Origin of the sequence: Streptomyces sp. NPDC093544 (assembly GCF_040683495.1) — a bacterium.
GTDB lineage: Bacteria > Actinomycetota > Actinomycetes > Streptomycetales > Streptomycetaceae > Streptomyces.
The window spans coordinates 18,761-37,999 of the sequence record NZ_JBFBEA010000049.1; the positions used below are offsets into that span (position 1 = coordinate 18,761).

The window sequence follows — 19,239 nt, forward strand, 5'->3', positions numbered from 1 at the left end:
GTCGCCGTACGGCACCAGACTAACGGCGTAGTGCCGTGGGTTTCCCAGCCTCCACAGGCTGTGTGGAATCGAGGTGCGCCCAGACGATCAGCCGATGACTGTGCCCCCACTCCGGGTCGCAGGTGGTCAGCGTGAGGTAGCGGCCCGGACGTGTGTACCCGGACTTACGCGGCACAGGATCGATCACCTCAATATCTGAGGGCACGGTTTTGTACGGGCCTTTGTCGATCCGATACGTGAACCAGGTCGTCCCGTCGGTCAGCACCACCGCGTCCCCCTTGCGCAGCTCGGGAAAGTCCTTGAACGGGTCGCCGTACGTACGGCGGTGCCCCGCGACGGCGAAGTTCCCCGGCTGCCCGAGCTGAGCCGTTCCCCGGTAGTGGCCCAGCCCCTTCTTGAGGACGTCGGTGCCGGTCCCTTCGAGCAGAGGCTTGTTCCACGTGAAACCAAGCCGTGGGATGTACATCACAGCAAAGGGCTTGTCATACGTGTACGGGGCGGGCGGCTCCGGAGCCGCCACGGGGGTCTCGCTCCGTCCGGGACTCGGGCTTGGGCTCTGCGCAGAGCCCGGGCTCTGGGGAGGGGACGCTGCCGGTGTCTGCACGCTCCCCTTCGACCACTGTTCCAGGAGCTGGTCGATCTGCCGGTCCATCGCACCGTCGGCCTTCACGCCGGTCCAGAACAGCACGTAGACCACGAAGAGCACGATCACGGTACCGACGGTGATGCACAGTTCACTGATCGTCCTGACGACCACTCGCACCGACACAGGGTCCCCCAGCGGCAGCAACAGCTAATCAGGCACTACTGCGAGCTGCTCCCAACGACTTCGAGCTACTCCGCAGGCTTCGCGTAGTGGAGATCCACTGTGCCCGAGTAGCCGGGAAGAGTCACCGTCCCGTCGTCCTCGACTTTCCAGCCGAGCCCGTAGACGTTGACGTACACCATGTAGTTCTGGATGGCGGGGGAGGCGGCCAGCGCGTCCTGGAGCTTGTCCGGGTCGCCGATTGCGGTGATCTTGTACGGGGGTGAGTAGACGCGGCCCTGCAGGATCAGGGTGTTGCCGACGCAGCGCACGGCGCTCGTGGAGATCAGCCGCTGGTCCATCACCTTGATGCCCTCGGCCCCGCCCTGCCACATGGCGTTCACGACCGCCTGGAGGTCCTGCTGGTGGATGACCAGGTAGTCGGGCTGCGGCTCGGGGTAGCCGGGCAGCTTGGCCGTGGCGTTCGGCGGAGCGTCGTTGAGCGTGACCGTGACGGCCTCGCCCTTGAGCTTCTGGGTGCCCGCGTTCTTCTCCAGCGCCGCGAGCTTGGCGTCCTCCGCGGCCGTGCTGCCGTCCTCCCGCCCGGCCAGCGCGTCGACGTCGTCACGCAGGACGCCGTTGGACTCATCCAGCGAGGCGTTCTTGTGGCTGCGCTCCTCGATCAGGTCGGAGAGCTTCAGCAAAGACGCGTCCGTGCGGATGTTGGTGCCCTTCGCCGTATTGAAACTCGTGAAGAAAATGAGACCTGCGAGGGCGAAAACGGCCGCCGTGAGTACACGAACAGGCCGGAAACGGCGCTTACCGGCAGGGCTGGAACCCGTACCGGGGGAGTCGGCAGAATTGCTCAACGTACCCTTATCTCCTTCGGCGCCGCGGAAGCACTACGCTAACGGACGCCCGGGGGAGCACTCAGTGTCCCCTTGTACGCTGCCCCGGAGCCCGCCCCAGTTCCCTGCGCGGCCACGCAGCGCATCGACAGGAGAGACCCTCGTGCCGAAGTCACGTATCCGCAAGAAGGCCGACTACACGCCGCCCGCGGCGAAGCAGGCGACCAACATCAAGCTGACCAGCCGCGGCTGGGTCGCACCGGTCATGCTGGCCATGTTCCTCATCGGCCTGGCCTGGATCGTCGTCTTCTACGTCACGGACGGCTCGCTGCCCGTCGACGGCCTCGACAACTGGAACATCGTGGTCGGCTTCGGCTTCATCGCCGCAGGCTTCGGCGTCTCCACGCAGTGGAAGTAGCCCCGGAAAGCAGCTCCACCGCAGCTCTGTAGCACTTGGGGCAGGTCTGCGGCCGGTCCGGGGCAGCTCTGCCCAGGGCTATCCACTGAGTTATCCACAGCAGTTATCCACAGGTGGAAAAGAAAGACGATCTGTGGATAACTAATCCGGGGTTGACGCCGGTGTGACAGACCTACCGGAATCCGGAAGCTTGTTCGCCCCCTGCCTGACCTGGGAAAACCCGGTTCAGTGACAGGGGGCACAGCTGTTCCCGCACAGTGTGCACAAGATCCGCCACGGTCTGTGGACAACACCGGTTTCTCAGGTGAGCTGAACGGTCCTGACCAGCGTGGCAACCAGCACAGCGACCAGCACCAGGGCACACACCCCGTACTGGATCAGGGCCCTCCGCTCACGCGGCGCGTGGACCATGGCGTAGCCGATGACGACACCGCCGACGAGACCGCCGATGTGGGCCTGCCAGGCGATGTTGCTCCACCCGAAGGTGAAGATCAGGTTAATCACCAGCAGGGCGATGACCGGACGCATGTCGTACTTGAGCCGGCGCATGAGGACAGCGGTCGCGCCGAAGAGACCGAAGATGGCGCCGGAGGCGCCGAGCGACGGCTGGTTGGGGGCGGCGATGAGGTACGTGAGCGCGCTGCCCGCGAGGCCTGACACGAAGTACAGGGCGAGATAGCGGGCGCGGCCGAGGGCGGCCTCCAGGGGGCCGCCGATCCACCACAGGCTGAGCATGTTGAACATGATGTGGATGTAGCTGCCGTGCAGGAACATCGCCGTCAGCAGCCGATACCACTGCCCTTCCGCGACGCCCTGGAGTCGGCCGGAGAGCCAGGCCTGTCCGAAGAGGTCGAAGCTGTCGGTGAAGCGGTCGGCCAACGACAGCTGGACCAGGAAGGCGGCCAGGTTGATGCCGATCAGGACCTTGGTGGTGAGTCTGGGGTCTGCGGCGATCGTGCCGCCCGCGAGGGTACGGGGCTGGGTGGCCGTCGGGGAGTGCCCGGTGCCGGAGCCGCCGCGGATGCAGTCGGGGCACTGGAAGCCGACAGAGGCGCTGACCATGCACTCGGGGCAGATCGGTCGCTCACAGCGGGTGCAGCGGATGCCCGTCTCGCGGTCCGGATGCCGGTAGCAGGTGGGCAGACTCCTGGCGTCCTGCGATTCCTGATCCCCGGGGCCCTTTGGGTCCTGGGGGCTGCCTGGCGCCTGGTCCATGGGGTCCCCTCACTCGGTCGTACGCAATGCACCGCCCCGTCCATCCATACGGATGAACGGGGCGTTTGGTTCCCTGCGAGAGCGTACGGGACACTGCCGCGCGCGGGCGATCCCTTGGGGGCTCAGTCCTCGATGCTCAGCCCTCAGCCCTCTGGGCTCAGGCTCCGCGGGTCTCGACGACGACCGATTCGATGACGACGTCGTTGACGGGGCGGTCGGTGCGGGGGTTGGACTTGGCGCCGGCGATGGCGTCCACGACCTTCTGGCTGGCGGGGTCAGTGACCTCGCCGAAGATGGTGTGCTTGCGGGTCAGCCAGGCCGTCGGGGAGACGGTGATGAAGAACTGCGAGCCGTTGGTGGCCGGGCCGGCGTTGGCCATGGCCAGCAGGTAGGGCTTGTCGAAGGCGAGGTCCGGGTGGAACTCGTCCTCGAACTGGTAGCCGGGGCCGCCGGTGCCGTTTCCCAGCGGGTCACCGCCCTGGATCATGAATCCGCTGATCACCCGGTGGAAGACCGTGCCGTCGTAGAGATTGTTCGTGGACTTCTCCCCCGTCTCCGGGTTGACCCACTCGCGCTCGCCCGTGGCGAGTTCGACGAAGTTCCGGACCGTCTTGGGCGCGTGGTTCGGCAGAAGCCGGACTTCGATGTCGCCATTGTTGGTCTTCAGGGTGGCGTAAAGCTGCTCGGCCACGATCTGCCTTCCGTTGCCTTCTTTTGACCCTCCGATCCTCGCACGGACGGGGACGCGCGTCGCCCGGCCGCCACCTCCGGGCGGACTTCCGGGTGTCGGGCTTGCAGAAATCCGGCCGAGTCCTCTCCGTACCGGGGCGCTGCACGGCGATCCGTGGCATTGTCGACGACAAGCTCCCGTTGCCCCGTATTAATGCGCTATTGCACTTGATCGACACGTGAGCGGCTCTCGCTCTGAGCTCACCCGGAGTCCGCCCGTGACCCGGATGCCCGCCCTCACATGCCCCGGTCCCGTCGGGCGGGCATGATCCGGATAAGGGTGGAAAGGTGAACTGTGTGTCTTTGGGGGTACTCAGAATCCCCGACGTACGCCACCGAGGAGGAGGAAACCCGTGACCCGCATCGACAGCGTGCGCGCCGCGAGCGGCTCGGCAAAGGACAGCGTGCTGCACGCCGCGGAAGTGGTGGCGCCTTACGCCGACACGGCCAAGGACAAGGCATCGCACTATGCGCATGAGGCGCGTGTGCGTCTCGCGCCCAAGGTGTCGCAGGCCGCCGACCAGGCCCGCGTGCAGTACGACGTCCATCTCGCCCCGCGCGTGGATCAGGCCCGTACGCATGTGCCGCCGAAGGTCGACCAGGCGGCTCACGAAGCCGCCGTCCGTACCCGCAAGGCAGCTCGTCAGGCCGCCGACTATTCCAAGCCGAGGATCGAGCAGGCCGTGGCGGCGGCGCAGCCCGTTCGAGAAGAGGCCGCGTCGCGTGGTGTGGCTGCGTTGGCCGCGCTGCGCGGTCAGGTTTCGCCGAAGGAGATCCAGAAGCTGGTCCGTAAGCAGGAGCGGCGGGCGCGCGCCGGCCGTCTTGCCAAGGGGTTGGCTGTCCTGGGGATTCTGGCGGGCGGCGCCTTCGTGGCGTGGAAGTGGTGGGACAAGCAGGCCAACCCCGACTGGCTCGTCGAGCCGCCTGCCGCAACGGAGGTGCCCGAGCCGGGTCACCTGACGTCGGTCGACGGCAGCGGCCAGGCGGGCCTGGACCCCGAGGTCGAGGCCAAGGAGGCTGAGGAGGAAGCGGCGGGTCGCGAGGACCGTCCGTGATCTCTGTGAGTGAGTTCTGATTTCGATCTCAATATCGCTGTGGGGCAGAAGGCTTGAGGGTCTTCTGCCCCACAGCGATGTTTCACGTGGAACCAGCTCGAGTCTCACCTGTGAGCGCCGATGTTTCACGTGGAACCGCTGAGCGGGCAGCACGGTGAGCCCGTGGCAGCCCGGCCGTCTCACCGGATGAGGAAACACGGACCGGCTCTGCCGACGTGAGGCCGGGCCGCCGCCATTGCTGTGCACAAAGCCCCTCCGCTCTGCGTTTTCGCAGGCCGGAGGGGCTTTGTGGATGTGGAGCCTAGGGGAGTCGAACCCCTGACATCTGCCATGCAAAGACAGCGCTCTACCAACTGAGCTAAGGCCCCGGAAGTGGAACGTCCGGCCGAAAGAACCCCTTCCGACTGGCGCCGCAGACCAGACTACCGGGTCACCCCCGGGATCTCGCAAAAAGATTGGGGGTCCCCGCGGACAACCACTCTCCGTAAGATGCTCGACGTGGTTCGCTACAGCGAACCGCGGTTTTTGGGGAAGCGATGGGGAGACGCAAATGGACGCCGCACAGCAGGAAGCAACCGCGAGAGCCCGGGAGCTGCAGCGGAACTGGTACGGGGAGCCGTTGGGGGCGCTCTTCCGTAGGCTCATAGACGATCTGGGGCTCAACCAGGCGCGTCTTGCCGGGGTGCTGGGTCTGTCCGCACCCATGTTGTCGCAGCTGATGAGCGGTCAGCGCGCCAAGATCGGCAATCCGGCCGTGGTGCAGCGTGTGCAGCTGTTGCAGGACCTGGCGGGGCAGGTCGTGGATGGCAGCGTCAGCGCCGCTGAGGCAACTGAGCGTATGGACGAGATCAAAAAGTCGCAGGGGGGCTCGGTGCTCAGCAACACCACACAATCTACGAGTAGTTCAGGGGCTCCGACGGTCAAGCGGGTGGTCCGTGAGATCCAGTCACTGCTGCGCTCGGTCGCAGCCGCGGGGGACATCATCGACGCAGCGGACACTCTCGCCCCGACCCACCCGGAACTGGCAGAGTTCCTCCGGGTGTACGGCGCCGGCCGCACCTCTGACGCGGTCGCTCACTACCAGGCGCACCAGAGCTGAGCCCAAAGCCCGGCCGCCGCGCACCCGAGTGCCTGGAGGCTCGCGACGTCTCCGGACGCCGCACGTCAGGCAGCCGAGCGCCTCATCGAGGTCCACGCGGCCGGGCTCCTCTGTGAAGTACCGGACGGCCGGGCCTTCACAGAAGTCCAGGCGTCCGTGTACATCGGAAGAGGTCTTTGGACCGACCGCCGCAGGGGGGCGACGCACGACCATGGGTGAGGTCTTCGCCGGCCGGTACGAACTGGTCGATCCGATCGGGCGCGGGGGAGTCGGTGCCGTCTGGCGCGCCTGGGATCACCGGCGGCGCCGGTATGTGGCCGCCAAGGTGTTGCAGCAGAGCGACGCGCATGCGCTGCTGCGCTTCGTGCGGGAGCAGGCGCTGCGGATCGATCATCCGCATGTCCTCGCTCCCGCCAGCTGGGCCGCCGACGACGACAAGGTCCTGTTCACGATGGACCTGGTCGCCGGGGGCTCGCTGGTCCATCTGGTCGCGGACTACGGCCCCTTGCCGCCTCCGTTCGTCTGTACCCTGCTCGACCAGCTTCTGTCCGGGCTTGCCGCCGTGCACGCCGAGGGGGTCGTGCACCGGGACATCAAGCCCGCCAACGTGCTGCTGGAGGCGACCGGCAGAGCTCGGCCACGGCTGCGTCTGTCCGACTTCGGCATCGCGATGCGGCTGGGCGAGCCACGGCTGACGGAGACCAACTACGTGGTGGGGACGCCCGGTTACTTCGCGCCCGAGCAGATGCTGGGCGCCGAGCCGGACTTTCCCGCTGACCTGTTCGCCGTGGGTCTGGTCGCCCTCTATCTGCTGGAGGGTGCCAAGCCCGACGCCAAGGCCCTGATCGAGTACTTCGCGGAGAACGGCACACCGGCGGCTCCACGGGGCATCCCCGAACCGCTGTGGCAGGTCGTGGCCACGTTGGTGCAGCCCGACCCGCAGGCGCGGTTCCGTACCGCCACGGGGGCGCGCAAGGCGCTCGCCTCGGCCACCGAGCTGCTGCCCGAGCCAGGCCCCGAGGACGAGTTGATCGACGTCTTCGACCAACTCGGGCCGCTCCCGCAGGGGTTCGGTCCAGAGGGTCCGCTCGGGGCTACACCGGGAGTGCGCGCCGGCGACGTAGCGCTCCGGCCGGGCTCGACGGCCACGGGAGAACAACTCGGTCTGAGGGAAGCGCCGTTGGGGGCGCGTCCCGTCTCTGGCCTCACCCCTGGCCCTGTGTATGGCTCTGGTCGTGAAGCTGGCCATGGAGCCAGTACTGGGGCCGGCGCTGGCTCTCACCATCGGCCTGAGGCTGGCACTGGCACTGGCACTGGCACTGGCACTGGCACTGGCACTGGCACTGGCACTGGCACTGGCACTGGCACTGGCACGAGGACTGGGACTGGGCTCGGCCCCGTTCCTGGCTCGGACTCCGACTTCGGTTCCCGGCAATCAGGCCAGGACCAACACTCCGGGTCCGGGTCCGGGTCCGGGTCCGGGTCCGGCTCCGGGTCCGGCTCCGGCTCCGGCTCCGGCTCCGGCTCCGGCTCCGGCTCCGGCTCCGGGCCATGGCATCACGGCTCGGGCCCCCTGTCCCAGCGGCCCGTCTCCGGTGCGATATGGCCAGGTTCCGTCACCGATGGCGTACGCCCCGAGCCCGCCGACGATGACGGACAGCCGGGGTCTGTCCCCAGCGACGTACGGCCGAATCCCGCCGCCAGTGATGGCGCCGCACTCCCGCACCGCGCATTCGACCCCGTACCCCCACAGCCCTCCACGATGTCGGACACCGGAAGCTTCCATCTGCCCCCACCCCAGGCGGCCATCCCCCAGGCTCAGCCTCAGCAAGAGCCGCCCCAGCCCAAGCCCCAGGCTCAGCCCCACCAGGCATGGCACGAAACGCAGCAATACCCCACCCCCCACCAACCGCCACACCCGCCCGAGCAGCCGCCCACTCCCCCCACCGCGGTCGCGCTCCCGGCGCCAACTCCCCCCTACGCTCTGCCTTTCGAACCCACGCCCACGCCTACACCCACACAAGTGCCCTCCCCCCATCGGCCCGTCTCCCCGTCCGCCACGATGCCGCAGTCCGCTTACGCCTCTACTGGTTCATACACCGCTCGGTCCCCGCAGGTTCCGCCTCAGGCGGGTGCATTTTCGGAGCGTTACGCCGGGCGGGCGCGACCGCGCCCAGGACCTCCCGCGAAGGTGGCCATCCCCGTCCTGCTTCTCGCGCTGGCCTGCTTCGCGGTCGGTTTCTGGGCGTTGACCCAAATCTGAACGCAGCCCGCCCAGGCGGGCGACTCGCAACCGGTTCGTCGGTCCTACCGGTGCCGCGGCGCCCGATGGTCTCTCGGAGTCGATGTCCGCGGAGCCGGGACCGTGTCCGCTTCCTCCGGCACCGGCCTCACCCGCCGCCGCGCGACCACGGTCCACATGCCGAGCGCCAGCACCAGGACGCTCCCCGCGCCGATCCCACCCGCGGCCACCAGCTTCATCGTGCCGTTACCGCCACTACTGCCACCACCTGCGCCTTCGTCGCCCGCCGCGCCCTCAAGAGCCCCTGACGGAACGTCGAACGCGTCCTGGGGCTGCGCCCGCCCCGCGTACGTCGGTCCCGCCTGCGCGGCGCCGTCCACCCGTACACGCAGTGTCAGCCCGAACGGCCCGTCGCCGAACTTGTCGGCGACCTGCTCGGCGAGATGGATCACGAAGTAGTACGAGCCGGCGAACCGCATTGCGCTCACGCGGTCGTTGGGGGCGTAGCGGTTCTCGTAGGCGACAGGAGGCAGCGGATCGAGTGTGGAGGAGCGCTGGCTGCCGTCGTATCCGGAACCTTCGTCGTCGACGAAGCCGCGTACGGGGTTGTACAGGGACATGGCCAGTGCCGTACCCAGGTAGTCGTCGCCGCTGCTGTTCGAGCTGCCCAGTTCGGCGGTGGTGTAGAGCTGTTGTCCCCAGTCGACGGGCACCTTGTAGAAGAGCGTCTGTCCGGGGCTGATCGCGTCCTGCCAGACTCCCTGTTCCAGGCCGGTCGCCTGGGTGAAGCCAGCACCGCCCTTGCGGGACTCCAGGTCGCCCGCGAGGACGTCTGGTGAGGCGGAGTTCCACGTCTCGGGCGCGCTCGTCGAACCGGCCTTCTTCAGGCTGGGCTCCGACACATAGTTGAGTTCCAGGTCCCAGTCGCCGGAGGAGGAACCGGTCGTACCGCTGCGCTCGACGACCACGTAGTACGTCCCCGCCGTCCGGCAGGCGTACTGGTCGCTGCCGCTCTCACGCGACGCCCAGGCGGCAATGGGGTGGGAACTTTGGCTGGCACCGAAGTGAGTGGTCCCGGAGTGGGAGCAGTTGCGGCTGTTGCCGTCCTGCACGGACACCCTGACGCCGTCTCCGTAAGTGACCGCCTCGCCCGTCCTGGGGATGGCGGTGGCGGAGACGTACGCGTTGGACGTGGCATCGAGTTCGAGACGGTAGTAAACCTTGCCGTCCCTTCCTATGGAGCTCTTGTATGCCCTTCCTGGCTCCAGGCGTACGGAGTTGGTGGTGTCCGCGGCGCCTTCGACCAGGGTGGCGTCCTCCGCGAAGGCGTACGGCTTCGGCGTACCGGCGGCTCCCACCTGCGTACCGGAAGCTGCTGCCTGCGTACCCGTGGCTCCCACCTGCGTACCGGAAGTTGCCACCTGCGTACCGGCGGCGGTTGCCTGTCCCGGCAGTGCGATCGTCGCGCACAGGGCCGCTGCCGCGACCGTCGTCGCCGTAGTGGCCGCGAGCGCCCGGCCGTGCCACGACATCGCGTGCCACCGCACCCTGCGCCGCTCCATCGCGCGCCACCCCTCGTTGTAGGCCTATCCGTAGGCATGCCCTTCTTGCATGCCCTACGGCATGTCCGTAGGCGTACACACAGCCGTACGCACCACAGCCGTGGTCGCCCTGGATCGTGGCCCATCCTGCCCCGACCGCCACCTCGCTACCCGCACTATCCGGACGAGCGGCCGAAAGACCCCTCTCCGTAGTGCTCGAATTCTCCATCGCAATTCAACCGTTTGCTATTGAGAATCGAAGACTCCCGGGCAACACAAAACCCCGACCGCGAGGGCGGCCGGGGTCTGCTCTGAAAGTGTCGTCTCGACTGTTGTCGATCCTCACGAACCCGTGGGCACGGAGTCGGTCGCCTCCGTCCACAGATCCTGCTCGGCGCGATCCGCCTGGATCTGGCGGTACACGAGGAGCCCGCCGATGGCGGCCAGTGCGACCAGGAGCAGCTTCTTCACCGTGCGACCTCGTCTTTCCTTGACGTAGGGGGATCTCTAGCGCCCGACTATACACACCGACCGATATCGATCGGTGACCTGGATCGGCACCCAACTCCCGCCTGGGGCACAGCAGTAGAGCAGGGGCCGGCCGTCTTCTTCGCAGGGTCATCACACCTAACAGATGGTGACTTTCACTACTATCTCTCACTTCTCATCCCCTTTGCACCCATCCGGGTGGTGTTCATCTGAACATCAACGCGCCGGGGGCGTTGGTCCACCACTTCGCGGCCCGCATACACATCATGAGGAAAGTACGCAAATCGCCTGACCCGAAAGTGAGGGGCCATGACCCAGAACAAGGTCATGAAGTTGTGGACCGCCGTCATCACCGCCTTCGTCGCACTGTGCACTGCGCTCGGACTCGTCACCACCGCCTCGGCCGCGGCGGTACCGCAGACCGAGGGCACACGCAACAGCACGGCCTCCGTGACGGTGCCGGCGATGTCCTACTGGGCCTGGTCGTACAGCCGGGACCTGCCCCCCACGATGAAGCAACGCATCCGCGCCGAGGCCCACGGTTCCTCACCTAGCTGCCGCCACCGCCCGTCGGCCGATGAGGATGCCACGGCGGACCCCGACGCCTCCTGCGACGACCAGACGCCCGCCGAGATCGGCACGGAAGCCGTCACTCCCCTCCAGCGTTGAGCACGCGTCGCCACCCCACAGCGACATGCCCCTGACGTAGCGGCGAACTTGCGTACAAAGCCACACAGGGCGATGGCCCGGCAACTCGGACGAGTTGCCGGGCCATCGGCATACCGAGACATCCCCAGACATCCCCAGACCTGCCCCGAGACATCCCGAGGCCTGCCTTCGGGGTACCGACCCCCATCAGCCCGGACCGGCTCGACTGATGCCGGCGCTGGAAGCTACCGGTGGACAACTACCGCTGGAAGCTACCGAGGGACAGCTAGCAGTGGAAGCTGTCGACAGACGTCAAAAGACCCCCAGCCGCATTCGACTGGGGGTCTTCATGATGTGGGGCTAACAGGATTTGAACCTGTGGCCTCATCCTTATCAGGGATGCGCTCTAACCAACTGAGCTATAGCCCCGCCGCGCTTTGCGGTGTACGTCCCGCGCGCTGACCTCTGAAGATTAGCGCACGACGCGGCCAGTCCCAAAATCGATAGTCAACGGACGTTTGAGAGGCCGCCCGCTCGTGCTTACTCGTCCTCGGCCAGCGTCAGCTCGACGCCGCCGACGAAGCCGGCGGAGAGGTTGTAGATGAACGCGCCGAGCGTGCCGAGCGCGGTGGCGAGGACGACGTCGATGACCGCGATGACCGACGTGAACATCAGGACGTGCGGCAGGGAGAGGAACGACTGCAGGTCGAAGCCGTTCGACTCGTTCGAGCCCGTTGCCTCGGAGATGGTGCCGCCGACCGTCGAGAAGACGCCCATCGCGTCCATGACCATCCACAGCACCGCGGCCGCGACGATCGTGCAGATGCCAAGGGCGATGGAGAGCAGGAAGCTGACCTTCATCACCGACCACGGGTCGGCCTTGGCGACCCGCAGCCGTGCCTTGCGCGTCCGCGGCGTCGTGCGCGCGCCGGTGCGCGGTCGGCGGACCGCGCCCGAAGGCGGCTGAGCCGGGTACGCCTGCGGCGGGTGGTACGGCTGGGCGGGCTGCGACGGCTGCCGCTCCCCCGGCAACGGCGAACCGGGCAGTGGTGAACCCTGCAGCGGTGAGCCTGGCAGGGGCGAACCCTGCTGCGGCGTCCCCGCCACCGGCGAACCAGGTGCCGGCGGCGCTCCTGCCGGGGCCTCCCCGCCCATGTAACTCTGGGCCTGTGGGCCTCGGGTGTCCGTCACAGTTCCCCCCTGGGATCCATGAGAGTCATGGGAGTCAGTCACATCCGTGGCGGGGCCACGGCCGCCGTCCGTTTCCGTACCGGTCGATCCGGCGCCCGTGGCTCCGCTCACGATGAAACTCACTCCTCGCGCTACTCGGCCGAGGACGGCTCGCCCTCTTCCGTACCGACGGCCTCGACGCCTTCGGCGGTCTCGTCAACGGCGTCCTCGCCGTCGACTTCCTCCGCCTCGCGACCGGCCTCGGCGTTACGAGCGATACCGACGACGGCATCGCGCTTACCCAGATTGATCAGTTGAACGCCCATGGTGTCACGGCCCGTCTCCCTGACCTCGTTGACTCGCGTACGAATCACACCACCGGACAGCGTGATGGCGAGAATCTCATCGGTCTCCTCGACCACCAACGCGCCCACCAGGGACCCACGATCCTCGACGATCTTGGCGGCCTTGATACCCAGGCCACCACGACCTTGGACGCGGTACTCGGCGACGTTGGTTCGCTTCGCGTACCCGCCGTCTGTGGCAGTGAACACGAACGTACCGGGTCGAACAACATTCATCGAGAGCAGCTGGTCTCCCTCACGGAAGCTCATGCCCTTGACACCCGAGGTGGCACGGCCCATCGGGCGCAGCGCATCGTCCGTCGCCGTGAACCTGATCGACTGTGCCTTCTTGCTGATCAGAAGCAGATCATCTTCGGCCGAAACGAGTTCGGCTCCGATCAGTTCGTCGTCGGAACCGTCCTCCGTTTCGCGGAGATTGATCGCGATGACGCCGCCCGAACGCGGGGAATCGTAATCCTTAAGAGGCGTCTTCTTCACCAGGCCACCCTTGGTGGCCAGGATCAGATAGGGCGCCGCTTCGTAGTCGCGGATCGCGAGGATCTGTGCGATCTGCTCGTCCGGCTGGAAGGCCAGCAGGTTGGCGACGTGCTGGCCACGCGCGTCACGGCCGGCGTCCGGAAGCTCGTACGCCTTCGCACGGTAGACGCGGCCCTTGTTGGTGAAGAACAGCAGCCAGTGGTGCGTCGTCGACACGAAGAAGTGGTCGACGATGTCGTCCTGCTTCAGTTTCGCACCGCGTACGCCCTTGCCGCCGCGCTTCTGCGAGCGGTAGTCCTCGGTCTTGGTGCGCTTGATGTAGCCGCCGCGCGTGATGGTGACGACGATGTCCTCTTCGGCGATCAGGTCCTCCATGGACATGTCGCCGTCGAAAGGAATCAGCTTGGAGCGGCGGTCGTCGCCGAACTTGTCGACGATCGCGGCGAGTTCCTCGCTGATGATCTGCCGCTGACGCACCGGCGAAGCCAGGATCGCGTTGTACTCAGTGATCTTCGCCTGGAGTTCGTCGTGCTCCTGGATGATCTTCTGGCGCTCCAGGGCGGCCAGTCGGCGCAGCTGCATCTCGAGGATGGCGTTGGCCTGGATCTCGTCGATCTCCAGGAGGCCCATCAGGCCCACGCGCGCGATCTCGACGGTGTCACTGCGCCGGATCAGCGCGATGACGTCGTCGATGGCGTCCAGGGCCTTCAGGAGGCCACGCAGGATGTGCGCACGCTCCTCGGCCTTGCGCAGCCGGAACCTCGTACGGCGGACGATGACCTCGACCTGGTGCGTCACCCAGTGGCGGATGAACGCGTCGAGCGACAGCGTGCGCGGGACGCCGTCGACCAGCGCCAGCATGTTGGCGCTGAAGTTCGACTGCAGATCGGTGTGCTTGTAGAGGTTGTTCAGCACGACCTTGGCGACCGCGTCGCGCTTCAGGACGATGACCAGGCGCTGGCCCGTGCGCGAGGACGTCTCGTCGCGGACGTCGGCGATGCCGCCGACCTTGCCGTCCTTCACGAGGTCGGCGATCTTCTGCGCGAGGTTGTCCGGGTTGACCTGGTAGGGGAGTTCCGTGACCACCAGACACTGGCGGTTCTGGATCTCCTCGACCTCGATGACCGCGCGCATCGTGATGGAGCCACGACCGGTGCGGTAGGCCTCCTCGATGCCTTTTCGGCCCACTACTAGGGCGCCACTGGGGAAATCGGGGCCCTTGATGCGCTCGATCAGGGCGTCCAGGAGCTCCTCGTGGGAGGCCTCGGGGTTCTCCAGGTACCACTGGGCGCCGGCCGCGACCTCGCGGAGGTTGTGCGGTGGGATGTTGGTCGCCATGCCGACCGCGATGCCCGCCGAGCCGTTGATCAGCAGGTTCGGGAAGCGGGCCGGCAGGACGGTCGGCTCCTGGGAGCGGCCGTCGTAGTTGTCCGTGAAGTCGACGGTCTCCTCGTCGATGTCACGGACCATCTCCATGGACAGCGTCATCAGCTTGCACTCGGTGTACCGCATGGCGGCGGCCGGGTCGTTGCCCGGGGAACCGAAGTTGCCGTTGGAGTCCACGAGCGGCATCCGCATCGACCACGGCTGCGCGAGGCGGACCAGCGCGTCGTAGATCGAGGAGTCGCCGTGCGGGTGGTAGTTGCCCATGACGTCGCCGACGACGCGGGCGCACTTGTAGAAGCCCTTCTCGGGCCGGTAGCCGCCGTCGTACATGGCGTACAGGACGCGGCGGTGGACGGGCTTGAGACCGTCCCGTACGTCGGGCAGCGCGCGCGACACGATGACGGACATCGCGTAGTCGAGATACGAGCGCTGCATCTCCGTCTCGAGCCCGACGGGCTCGACTCGCTGGGCGATGGCGCCCTCTTCAGGCGTACTGGAAGTGTTCTCGTCGGCCATTGCTGGTGAAGATCCTTCCTGGTGCGGTCAGCTGAGACCGACTCAGATGTCGAGGAAGCGGACGTCCTTGGCGTTGCGCTGGATGAACGCGCGGCGCGCCTCGACGTCCTCGCCCATGAGGACCGAGAACAGGTCGTCGGCCTGGGCGGCGTCGTCGAGGGTGACCTGGCCGAGGACGCGGTGTTCCTGGTCCATGGTCGTGATGCGCAGCTCCTCGGCGTTCATCTCGCCGAGTCCCTTGAAGCGCTGGACCGAGTCCTCGCGGATGCGCTTGCCGGCCTGCTTGCCCAGTTCGATCAGCGCGTCACGCTCACGGTCCGAGTAGGCGTACTCGAAGTCCTCGCGGCCCCACTTGATCTTGTAGAGCGGGGGACGGGAGAGGAACACGTGCCCTGCCTCGACCAGCGGCCGCATGAAGCGGAACAGGAACGTCAGCAGCAGGGTGTTGATGTGCTGGCCGTCGACGTCGGCGTCCGCCATCAGAATGATCTTGTGATAGCGGAGCTTCTCGATGTCGAAGTCCTCGTGGACTCCGGTACCGAAGGCCGAGATCAGCGCCTGGATCTCCTGGTTCTGCAGGATCTTGTCGATCCGCGACTTCTCGACGTTGAGGATCTTTCCTCGGATCGGAAGGATCGCCTGGTACTGCGGGTTGCGGCCGGACTTGGCCGAGCCGCCGGCGGAGTCACCCTCGACGATGAAGATCTCGCACTTGACGGGGTCGTTCGACTGGCAGTCGGAGAGCTTGCCCGGCAGGGACGCCGACTCGAGCAGACCCTTGCGGCGGGTGAGGTCACGCGCCTTGCGGGCCGCCACGCGCGCGGTGGCCGCCTGGATGGACTTGCGGATGATGTCCGAAGCCTCGTTCGGGTTGCGGTCCAGCCAGTCCGTCAGGCGCTCGTGCACGACCTTCTGTACGAAGGTCTTCGCCTCGGTGTTGCCCAGCTTGGTCTTGGTCTGGCCCTCGAACTGCGGCTCGCCGAGCTTGACCGAGATGATCGCGGTCAGACCCTCGCGGATGTCGTCACCCGTGAGGTTGTCGTCCTTCTCGCGCAGCAGCTTCTTGTCGCGCGCGTACCGGTTGATCAGACCGGTCAGAGCGGCCCGGAAGCCCTCTTCGTGCGTGCCGCCCTCGTGCGTGTGGATGGTGTTGGCGAAGGAGTACACACCCTCGCTGTAGCCGCTGTTCCACTGCATCGCGACCTCGAGGGAGAGCATGCGCTCCTTGTCCTCGGCCTCGACGTCGATCACGGTCTCGTGGACGACCTCTCCCTTGCGGGAGTTCAGGTACTTCACGAAGTCGACGATGCCGCCCGCGTAGTGGTACGTGACGGACTTGACCTCGGCGATCTCGTCCGCACCGGCCTCGTCCGCACCGACCGTGGCCTTCGCCGACTCGCGCTCATCAGTGAGTTTGATGGTCAAACCCTTGTTGAGGAACGCCATCTCCTGGAGGCGCCGCGACAGCGTCTCGAAGGAGTAGTCGGTGGTCTCGAAGATGTCCGGGTCGGCCCAGAAGGTGACCGTCGTGCCGGTCTCCTCGGTCTCTTCGTGGCGCGCCAGCGGGGCGGTGGGGACGCCCAGCTTGTAGTCCTGCGTCCAGCGATAGCCGTCGGTCTTGACCTCGACGGCGACCTTCGTGGACAGCGCGTTGACGACGGAGACGCCCACGCCGTGCAGACCGCCGGAGACCGCGTAGCCGCCGCCGCCGAACTTGCCGCCCGCGTGCAGCACGGTCAGCACGACCTCGACGGCGGGCTTGCCCTCGGACGGGACGATGCCCACCGGGATGCCGCGGCCGTTGTCGACGACTCGCACGCCACCGTCGGCCAGGATCGTGACGTCGATGGTGTCCGCGTGACCGGCCAGCGCCTCGTCGACGGAGTTGTCCACGACCTCCTGCACCAGGTGGTGCAGGCCGCGCTCACCGGTCGAGCCGATGTACATGCCGGGTCGCTTGCGGACCGCGTCCAGACCCTCGAGGACGGTGATGGCGTTGGCGTCGTACGAGGCCGAGACCTCGCCGTTCGAGATCGCGGCCTCGGCGTTGACGCCGGCGTCGGTGGACGGAATGTTCTCGTTGGGGTTGCCGGAATCGGCCACGAAGCGCCCTTTCTGGCACAGCACAAGCCAAACTCCTGGCGGGTGGCCGGAGCGGCTGCGGCGTGTTGCGTTGGTAAGCCTTAGTCAGCGTTGCTCGGTGCGTCCCACAAGTGGGGCGGGATTAGCTTCCAGTCTACCGGTAGCGCCGACAGTGATGGGGGTTTGCCGGTACCTGAGTCCGCATGTGCCGCCCTGAACCGGTCTCGGCCGACTCCCCATATGCGGACCCAGGCCCAAAGAGGCTTACAGCGGCACTCAGCGCTTCCGGGTGTCAACCCTTGGCTACTGCCGAGTCAGGTCGGCGTTCGCAACCGCACCCGGTCAACCGTTGCCGACGGTTCCGGCCTGTACCGATCACCCGTAGGTGTCGCCGGGACCCTTGCTTCCAGGGGCACGCAATGGACCGAAGCGGCGGGGGGGACCTCCGGGACCCTGCACCTTGATCAGCCGCACCGTGCCGTGTCCGAGGTCCTGATTCAGCCGTTTCACCAACTCCGGGGCGAGCAGGCGCAACTGGGTCGCCCAGGCGGTCGAGTCGCACTGCACGGTCAGTACCCGCTCGGCCGGGTCGTCGTCGTACCGCAGCGGAACACAGTGCTTGGCCAGGTCGTCGCCGACGATCTCCGGCCAGCGGCCCATCACGCCGCCCACCGCGGCCGGGGTCTCCCAGCCGCGCTCGGTGAGCAGCCGGTTGATGGCAGCGCCGAGCGCCATGGGGTCGCGCCCGTCGGAGTGCGCGCCGGAGCGCAGACCGCCACCGCGCCGCGCCTGCTTCTTCTGCTGTGCCGCGTCACCACGCGCGCGTGCCTGTTCCTTCGCGGCGCGCAGGGCCACCCGCGCGAGGTCGACACCGGACGGTTCGGGAGTCTTGGGGGCCGCCGCCGGGTCGGGTGTGTTCTCCGTCATACGCGCTCCACCTCGCCCTCGGAAACGGAGTACCGCGTCCCCGCCAGGACGCCGGGTACGTCGTCGTCGACCGCGGCGGTCACCAGCACCTGCTCGCCCGGAGCGACGAGTTCCGCGAGGCGTTCCCTCCTGCGGGTGTCCAGCTCTGCGAAGACATCGTCCAGAACCAGTACCGGCTCGTTGCCCTCGGACCTGAGCAGGTCGTACGAGGCCAGGCGCAGCGCCAGCGCGTACGACCAGGACTCGCCGTGTGACGCATATCCCTTCGCGGGCAGCTGGCCGAGCTTGAGCAGCAGCTCGTCCCGGTGCGGGCCCACCAGGGTGACGCCCCGCTCGATCTCCTGCTTACGGGACTCCAGGAGCGCGGCCATGAGCTGCTCGTACAGCTCCTCGCGCGCGTGGCCCACGATTTCGGGCGACGAGGGCTTGTACTCCAGGGCGATCGGGCCGCCGCCGGGCGCCAGCTGCTCGTACGCCTTGTCGGACAGCGGCTGGATCGCAGAGACCAGGTCGAGCCGCTGTGCGAGCAGCTCGGCGCCCACGCGCGCGAGGTGCTGGTCCCAGACGTCGAGCGTGGACAGGTCCATGGTGCGGCCGCCGTGCCGTCGGGCCAGCGCAGCCGACTTCAGGAGCGTGTTGCGCTGCCTGAGGACACGGTCGTAGTCGGAGCGGACACCCGCCATGCGCGGGGAGCGGGCGGTGATCAGCTCATCGAGGAAGCGGCGCCGCTCGCCGGGGTCGCCCTTGACGAGGGCGAGATCCTCGGGAGCGAACAGCACGGTACGTACGATGCCGAGCACGTCACGGGGTCTGACCTGCGAGGACCTGTTGATGCGGGCGCGGTTCGCCTTGCCGGGGTTCAGCTCCAGCTCGATGAGCTGCTGGCGCTCGCCCTGGCGGACATTGGCCCGGATGATCGCGCGGTCGGCGCCCATGCGCACCAGCGGGGCGTCGGAGGAGACGCGGTGGCTGCCGAGGGTCGCGAGATAGCCGACCGCCTCGACGAGGTTCGTCTTGCCCTGTCCGTTGGGGCCCACGAACGCGGTGACGCCCGGGTCGAGCGGGACCTCGACCCGGGCGTAGGAGCGGAAGTCGGCCAGCGACAGATGCGTGACGTGCATGGTCGTTCGCCGACCTCCCCCAGGTTGTGGATCCGCGGGCCCTTGGCCTGTGGATCTGTGGATTACTTCTTCTCGACGGCGTGGCCGCCGAACTGGTTGCGCAGTGCCGCCACCATCTTCATCTGCGGTGAGTCGTCCTGGCGGGATGCGAAGCGGGCGAAGAGTG

Annotated in this window: 16 protein-coding genes, 2 tRNA genes and 1 pseudogene; 5 read left to right on the forward strand and 14 right to left on the reverse strand. The window is 67.2% G+C overall.

Annotated elements, in window-relative coordinates; genetic code table 11:
* Positions 1-19 precede the first annotated feature (19 nt).
* Positions 20-763: a class E sortase gene (locus AB0N66_RS40645; RefSeq protein WP_365445396.1), complete on the reverse strand. Its 744-nt coding sequence runs from the start codon at positions 761-763 to the stop codon at positions 20-22.
* A gap of 71 nt (positions 764-834) precedes the next feature.
* The gene (locus AB0N66_RS40650; protein ID WP_365445399.1) at positions 835-1,614 is read right to left on the reverse strand and encodes a DUF881 domain-containing protein; all 780 of its coding nucleotides are present in this window, start codon (positions 1,612-1,614) and stop codon (positions 835-837) included.
* Positions 1,615-1,756: 142 nt separating this feature from the next.
* Between AB0N66_RS40650 and crgA the strand changes: the two genes are divergently transcribed.
* Positions 1,757-2,011: a cell division protein CrgA gene (gene crgA, locus AB0N66_RS40655; protein ID WP_365445402.1), complete on the forward strand. Its 255-nt coding sequence runs from the start codon at positions 1,757-1,759 to the stop codon at positions 2,009-2,011.
* Positions 2,012-2,311: 300 nt separating this feature from the next.
* Here crgA and AB0N66_RS40660 read toward each other — a convergent pair whose 3' ends face one another.
* On the reverse strand, positions 2,312-3,226 hold the full coding sequence (locus tag AB0N66_RS40660; RefSeq protein WP_365445405.1) for a rhomboid family intramembrane serine protease: 915 nt from the start codon (positions 3,224-3,226) through the stop codon (positions 2,312-2,314).
* Between the two features lie 157 nt (positions 3,227-3,383).
* The gene (locus AB0N66_RS40665; protein WP_365445408.1) at positions 3,384-3,917 is read right to left on the reverse strand and encodes a peptidylprolyl isomerase; all 534 of its coding nucleotides are present in this window, start codon (positions 3,915-3,917) and stop codon (positions 3,384-3,386) included.
* Positions 3,918-4,308: 391 nt separating this feature from the next.
* Here AB0N66_RS40665 and AB0N66_RS40670 point away from each other — a divergent pair, with 391 nt between their 5' ends.
* Complete coding sequence (locus AB0N66_RS40670; protein ID WP_365445411.1) at positions 4,309-5,010, forward strand: DUF5324 family protein; 702 nt, start codon at positions 4,309-4,311, stop codon at positions 5,008-5,010.
* 295 nt (positions 5,011-5,305) lie between these two features.
* On the opposite strand, the gene AB0N66_RS40675 is transcribed toward AB0N66_RS40670, so the two are convergent.
* Positions 5,306-5,378, reverse strand: a tRNA-Ala gene (locus tag AB0N66_RS40675).
* A gap of 182 nt (positions 5,379-5,560) precedes the next feature.
* On the opposite strand from AB0N66_RS40675, the gene AB0N66_RS40680 reads away from it, so the two are divergent.
* Both AB0N66_RS40680 and AB0N66_RS40685 read left to right on the forward strand, forming a co-directional pair.
* Positions 5,561-6,109: a DNA-binding protein gene (locus AB0N66_RS40680; protein ID WP_365445414.1), complete on the forward strand. Its 549-nt coding sequence runs from the start codon at positions 5,561-5,563 to the stop codon at positions 6,107-6,109.
* A gap of 211 nt (positions 6,110-6,320) precedes the next feature.
* On the forward strand, positions 6,321-8,372 hold the full coding sequence (locus AB0N66_RS40685) for a serine/threonine-protein kinase (protein WP_365445417.1): 2,052 nt from the start codon (positions 6,321-6,323) through the stop codon (positions 8,370-8,372).
* Between the two features lie 44 nt (positions 8,373-8,416).
* Here AB0N66_RS40685 and AB0N66_RS40690 read toward each other — a convergent pair whose 3' ends face one another.
* Positions 8,417-9,913, reverse strand: a complete 1,497-nt coding sequence (locus AB0N66_RS40690) for a hypothetical protein (RefSeq protein WP_365445420.1) — start codon at positions 9,911-9,913, stop codon at positions 8,417-8,419.
* 321 nt (positions 9,914-10,234) lie between these two features.
* The gene (locus AB0N66_RS40695; protein WP_003999697.1) at positions 10,235-10,363 is read right to left on the reverse strand and encodes a DLW-39 family protein; all 129 of its coding nucleotides are present in this window, start codon (positions 10,361-10,363) and stop codon (positions 10,235-10,237) included.
* A gap of 327 nt (positions 10,364-10,690) precedes the next feature.
* On the opposite strand from AB0N66_RS40695, the gene AB0N66_RS40700 reads away from it, so the two are divergent.
* Positions 10,691-11,050, forward strand: coding sequence for a DUF6344 domain-containing protein (locus tag AB0N66_RS40700; protein WP_365445423.1), 360 nt, complete (start codon positions 10,691-10,693; stop codon positions 11,048-11,050).
* 334 nt (positions 11,051-11,384) lie between these two features.
* Here AB0N66_RS40700 and AB0N66_RS40705 read toward each other — a convergent pair.
* From AB0N66_RS40705 to AB0N66_RS40735, 7 genes and pseudogenes are all read right to left on the reverse strand, one after another.
* Positions 11,385-11,458, reverse strand: a tRNA-Ile gene (locus AB0N66_RS40705).
* 111 nt (positions 11,459-11,569) lie between these two features.
* A complete protein-coding gene (locus AB0N66_RS40710) occupies positions 11,570-12,331 on the reverse strand; it encodes a DUF3566 domain-containing protein (RefSeq protein WP_365445426.1) in 762 nt (253 codons plus the stop codon).
* A gap of 20 nt (positions 12,332-12,351) precedes the next feature.
* A complete protein-coding gene (gene gyrA / locus AB0N66_RS40715) occupies positions 12,352-14,943 on the reverse strand; it encodes a DNA gyrase subunit A (RefSeq protein ID WP_365445429.1) in 2,592 nt (863 codons plus the stop codon).
* A gap of 42 nt (positions 14,944-14,985) precedes the next feature.
* Entirely contained in the window at positions 14,986-17,070 is a 2,085-nt protein-coding gene (gyrB, locus tag AB0N66_RS40720; protein WP_365445432.1) for a DNA topoisomerase (ATP-hydrolyzing) subunit B, read from the reverse strand.
* Positions 17,071-17,400: 330 nt separating this feature from the next.
* Entirely contained in the window at positions 17,401-17,952 is a 552-nt protein-coding gene (locus tag AB0N66_RS40725) for a DciA family protein (RefSeq protein WP_365445435.1), read from the reverse strand.
* Positions 17,949-19,073, reverse strand: a complete 1,125-nt coding sequence (gene recF / locus AB0N66_RS40730; protein ID WP_365445438.1) for a DNA replication/repair protein RecF — start codon at positions 19,071-19,073, stop codon at positions 17,949-17,951. The genes AB0N66_RS40725 and recF overlap by 4 nt, the downstream gene beginning before the upstream one ends.
* 62 nt (positions 19,074-19,135) lie before the next feature.
* Positions 19,136-19,239 (reverse strand): annotated as a pseudogene (locus tag AB0N66_RS40735) (6-phosphogluconate dehydrogenase); the annotation flags it as partial.

Coding starts and splice junctions, on each gene's coding strand:
- AB0N66_RS40660 (WP_365445405.1), bottom strand. CDS start 3,226: ATGGACCAGGCGCCAGGCAGCCCCCAGGACCCAAAGGGCCCCGGGGAT.
- AB0N66_RS40680 (WP_365445414.1), top strand. CDS start 5,561: ATGGACGCCGCACAGCAGGAAGCAACCGCGAGAGCCCGGGAGCTGCAG.
- AB0N66_RS40685 (WP_365445417.1), top strand. CDS start 6,321: ATGGGTGAGGTCTTCGCCGGCCGGTACGAACTGGTCGATCCGATCGGG.
- AB0N66_RS40690 (WP_365445420.1), bottom strand. CDS start 9,913: ATGGAGCGGCGCAGGGTGCGGTGGCACGCGATGTCGTGGCACGGCCGG.
- AB0N66_RS40700 (WP_365445423.1), top strand. CDS start 10,691: ATGACCCAGAACAAGGTCATGAAGTTGTGGACCGCCGTCATCACCGCC.
- gyrA (WP_365445429.1), bottom strand. CDS start 14,943: ATGGCCGACGAGAACACTTCCAGTACGCCTGAAGAGGGCGCCATCGCC.
- AB0N66_RS40725 (WP_365445435.1), bottom strand. CDS start 17,952: ATGACGGAGAACACACCCGACCCGGCGGCGGCCCCCAAGACTCCCGAA.
- recF (WP_365445438.1), bottom strand. CDS start 19,073: ATGCACGTCACGCATCTGTCGCTGGCCGACTTCCGCTCCTACGCCCGG.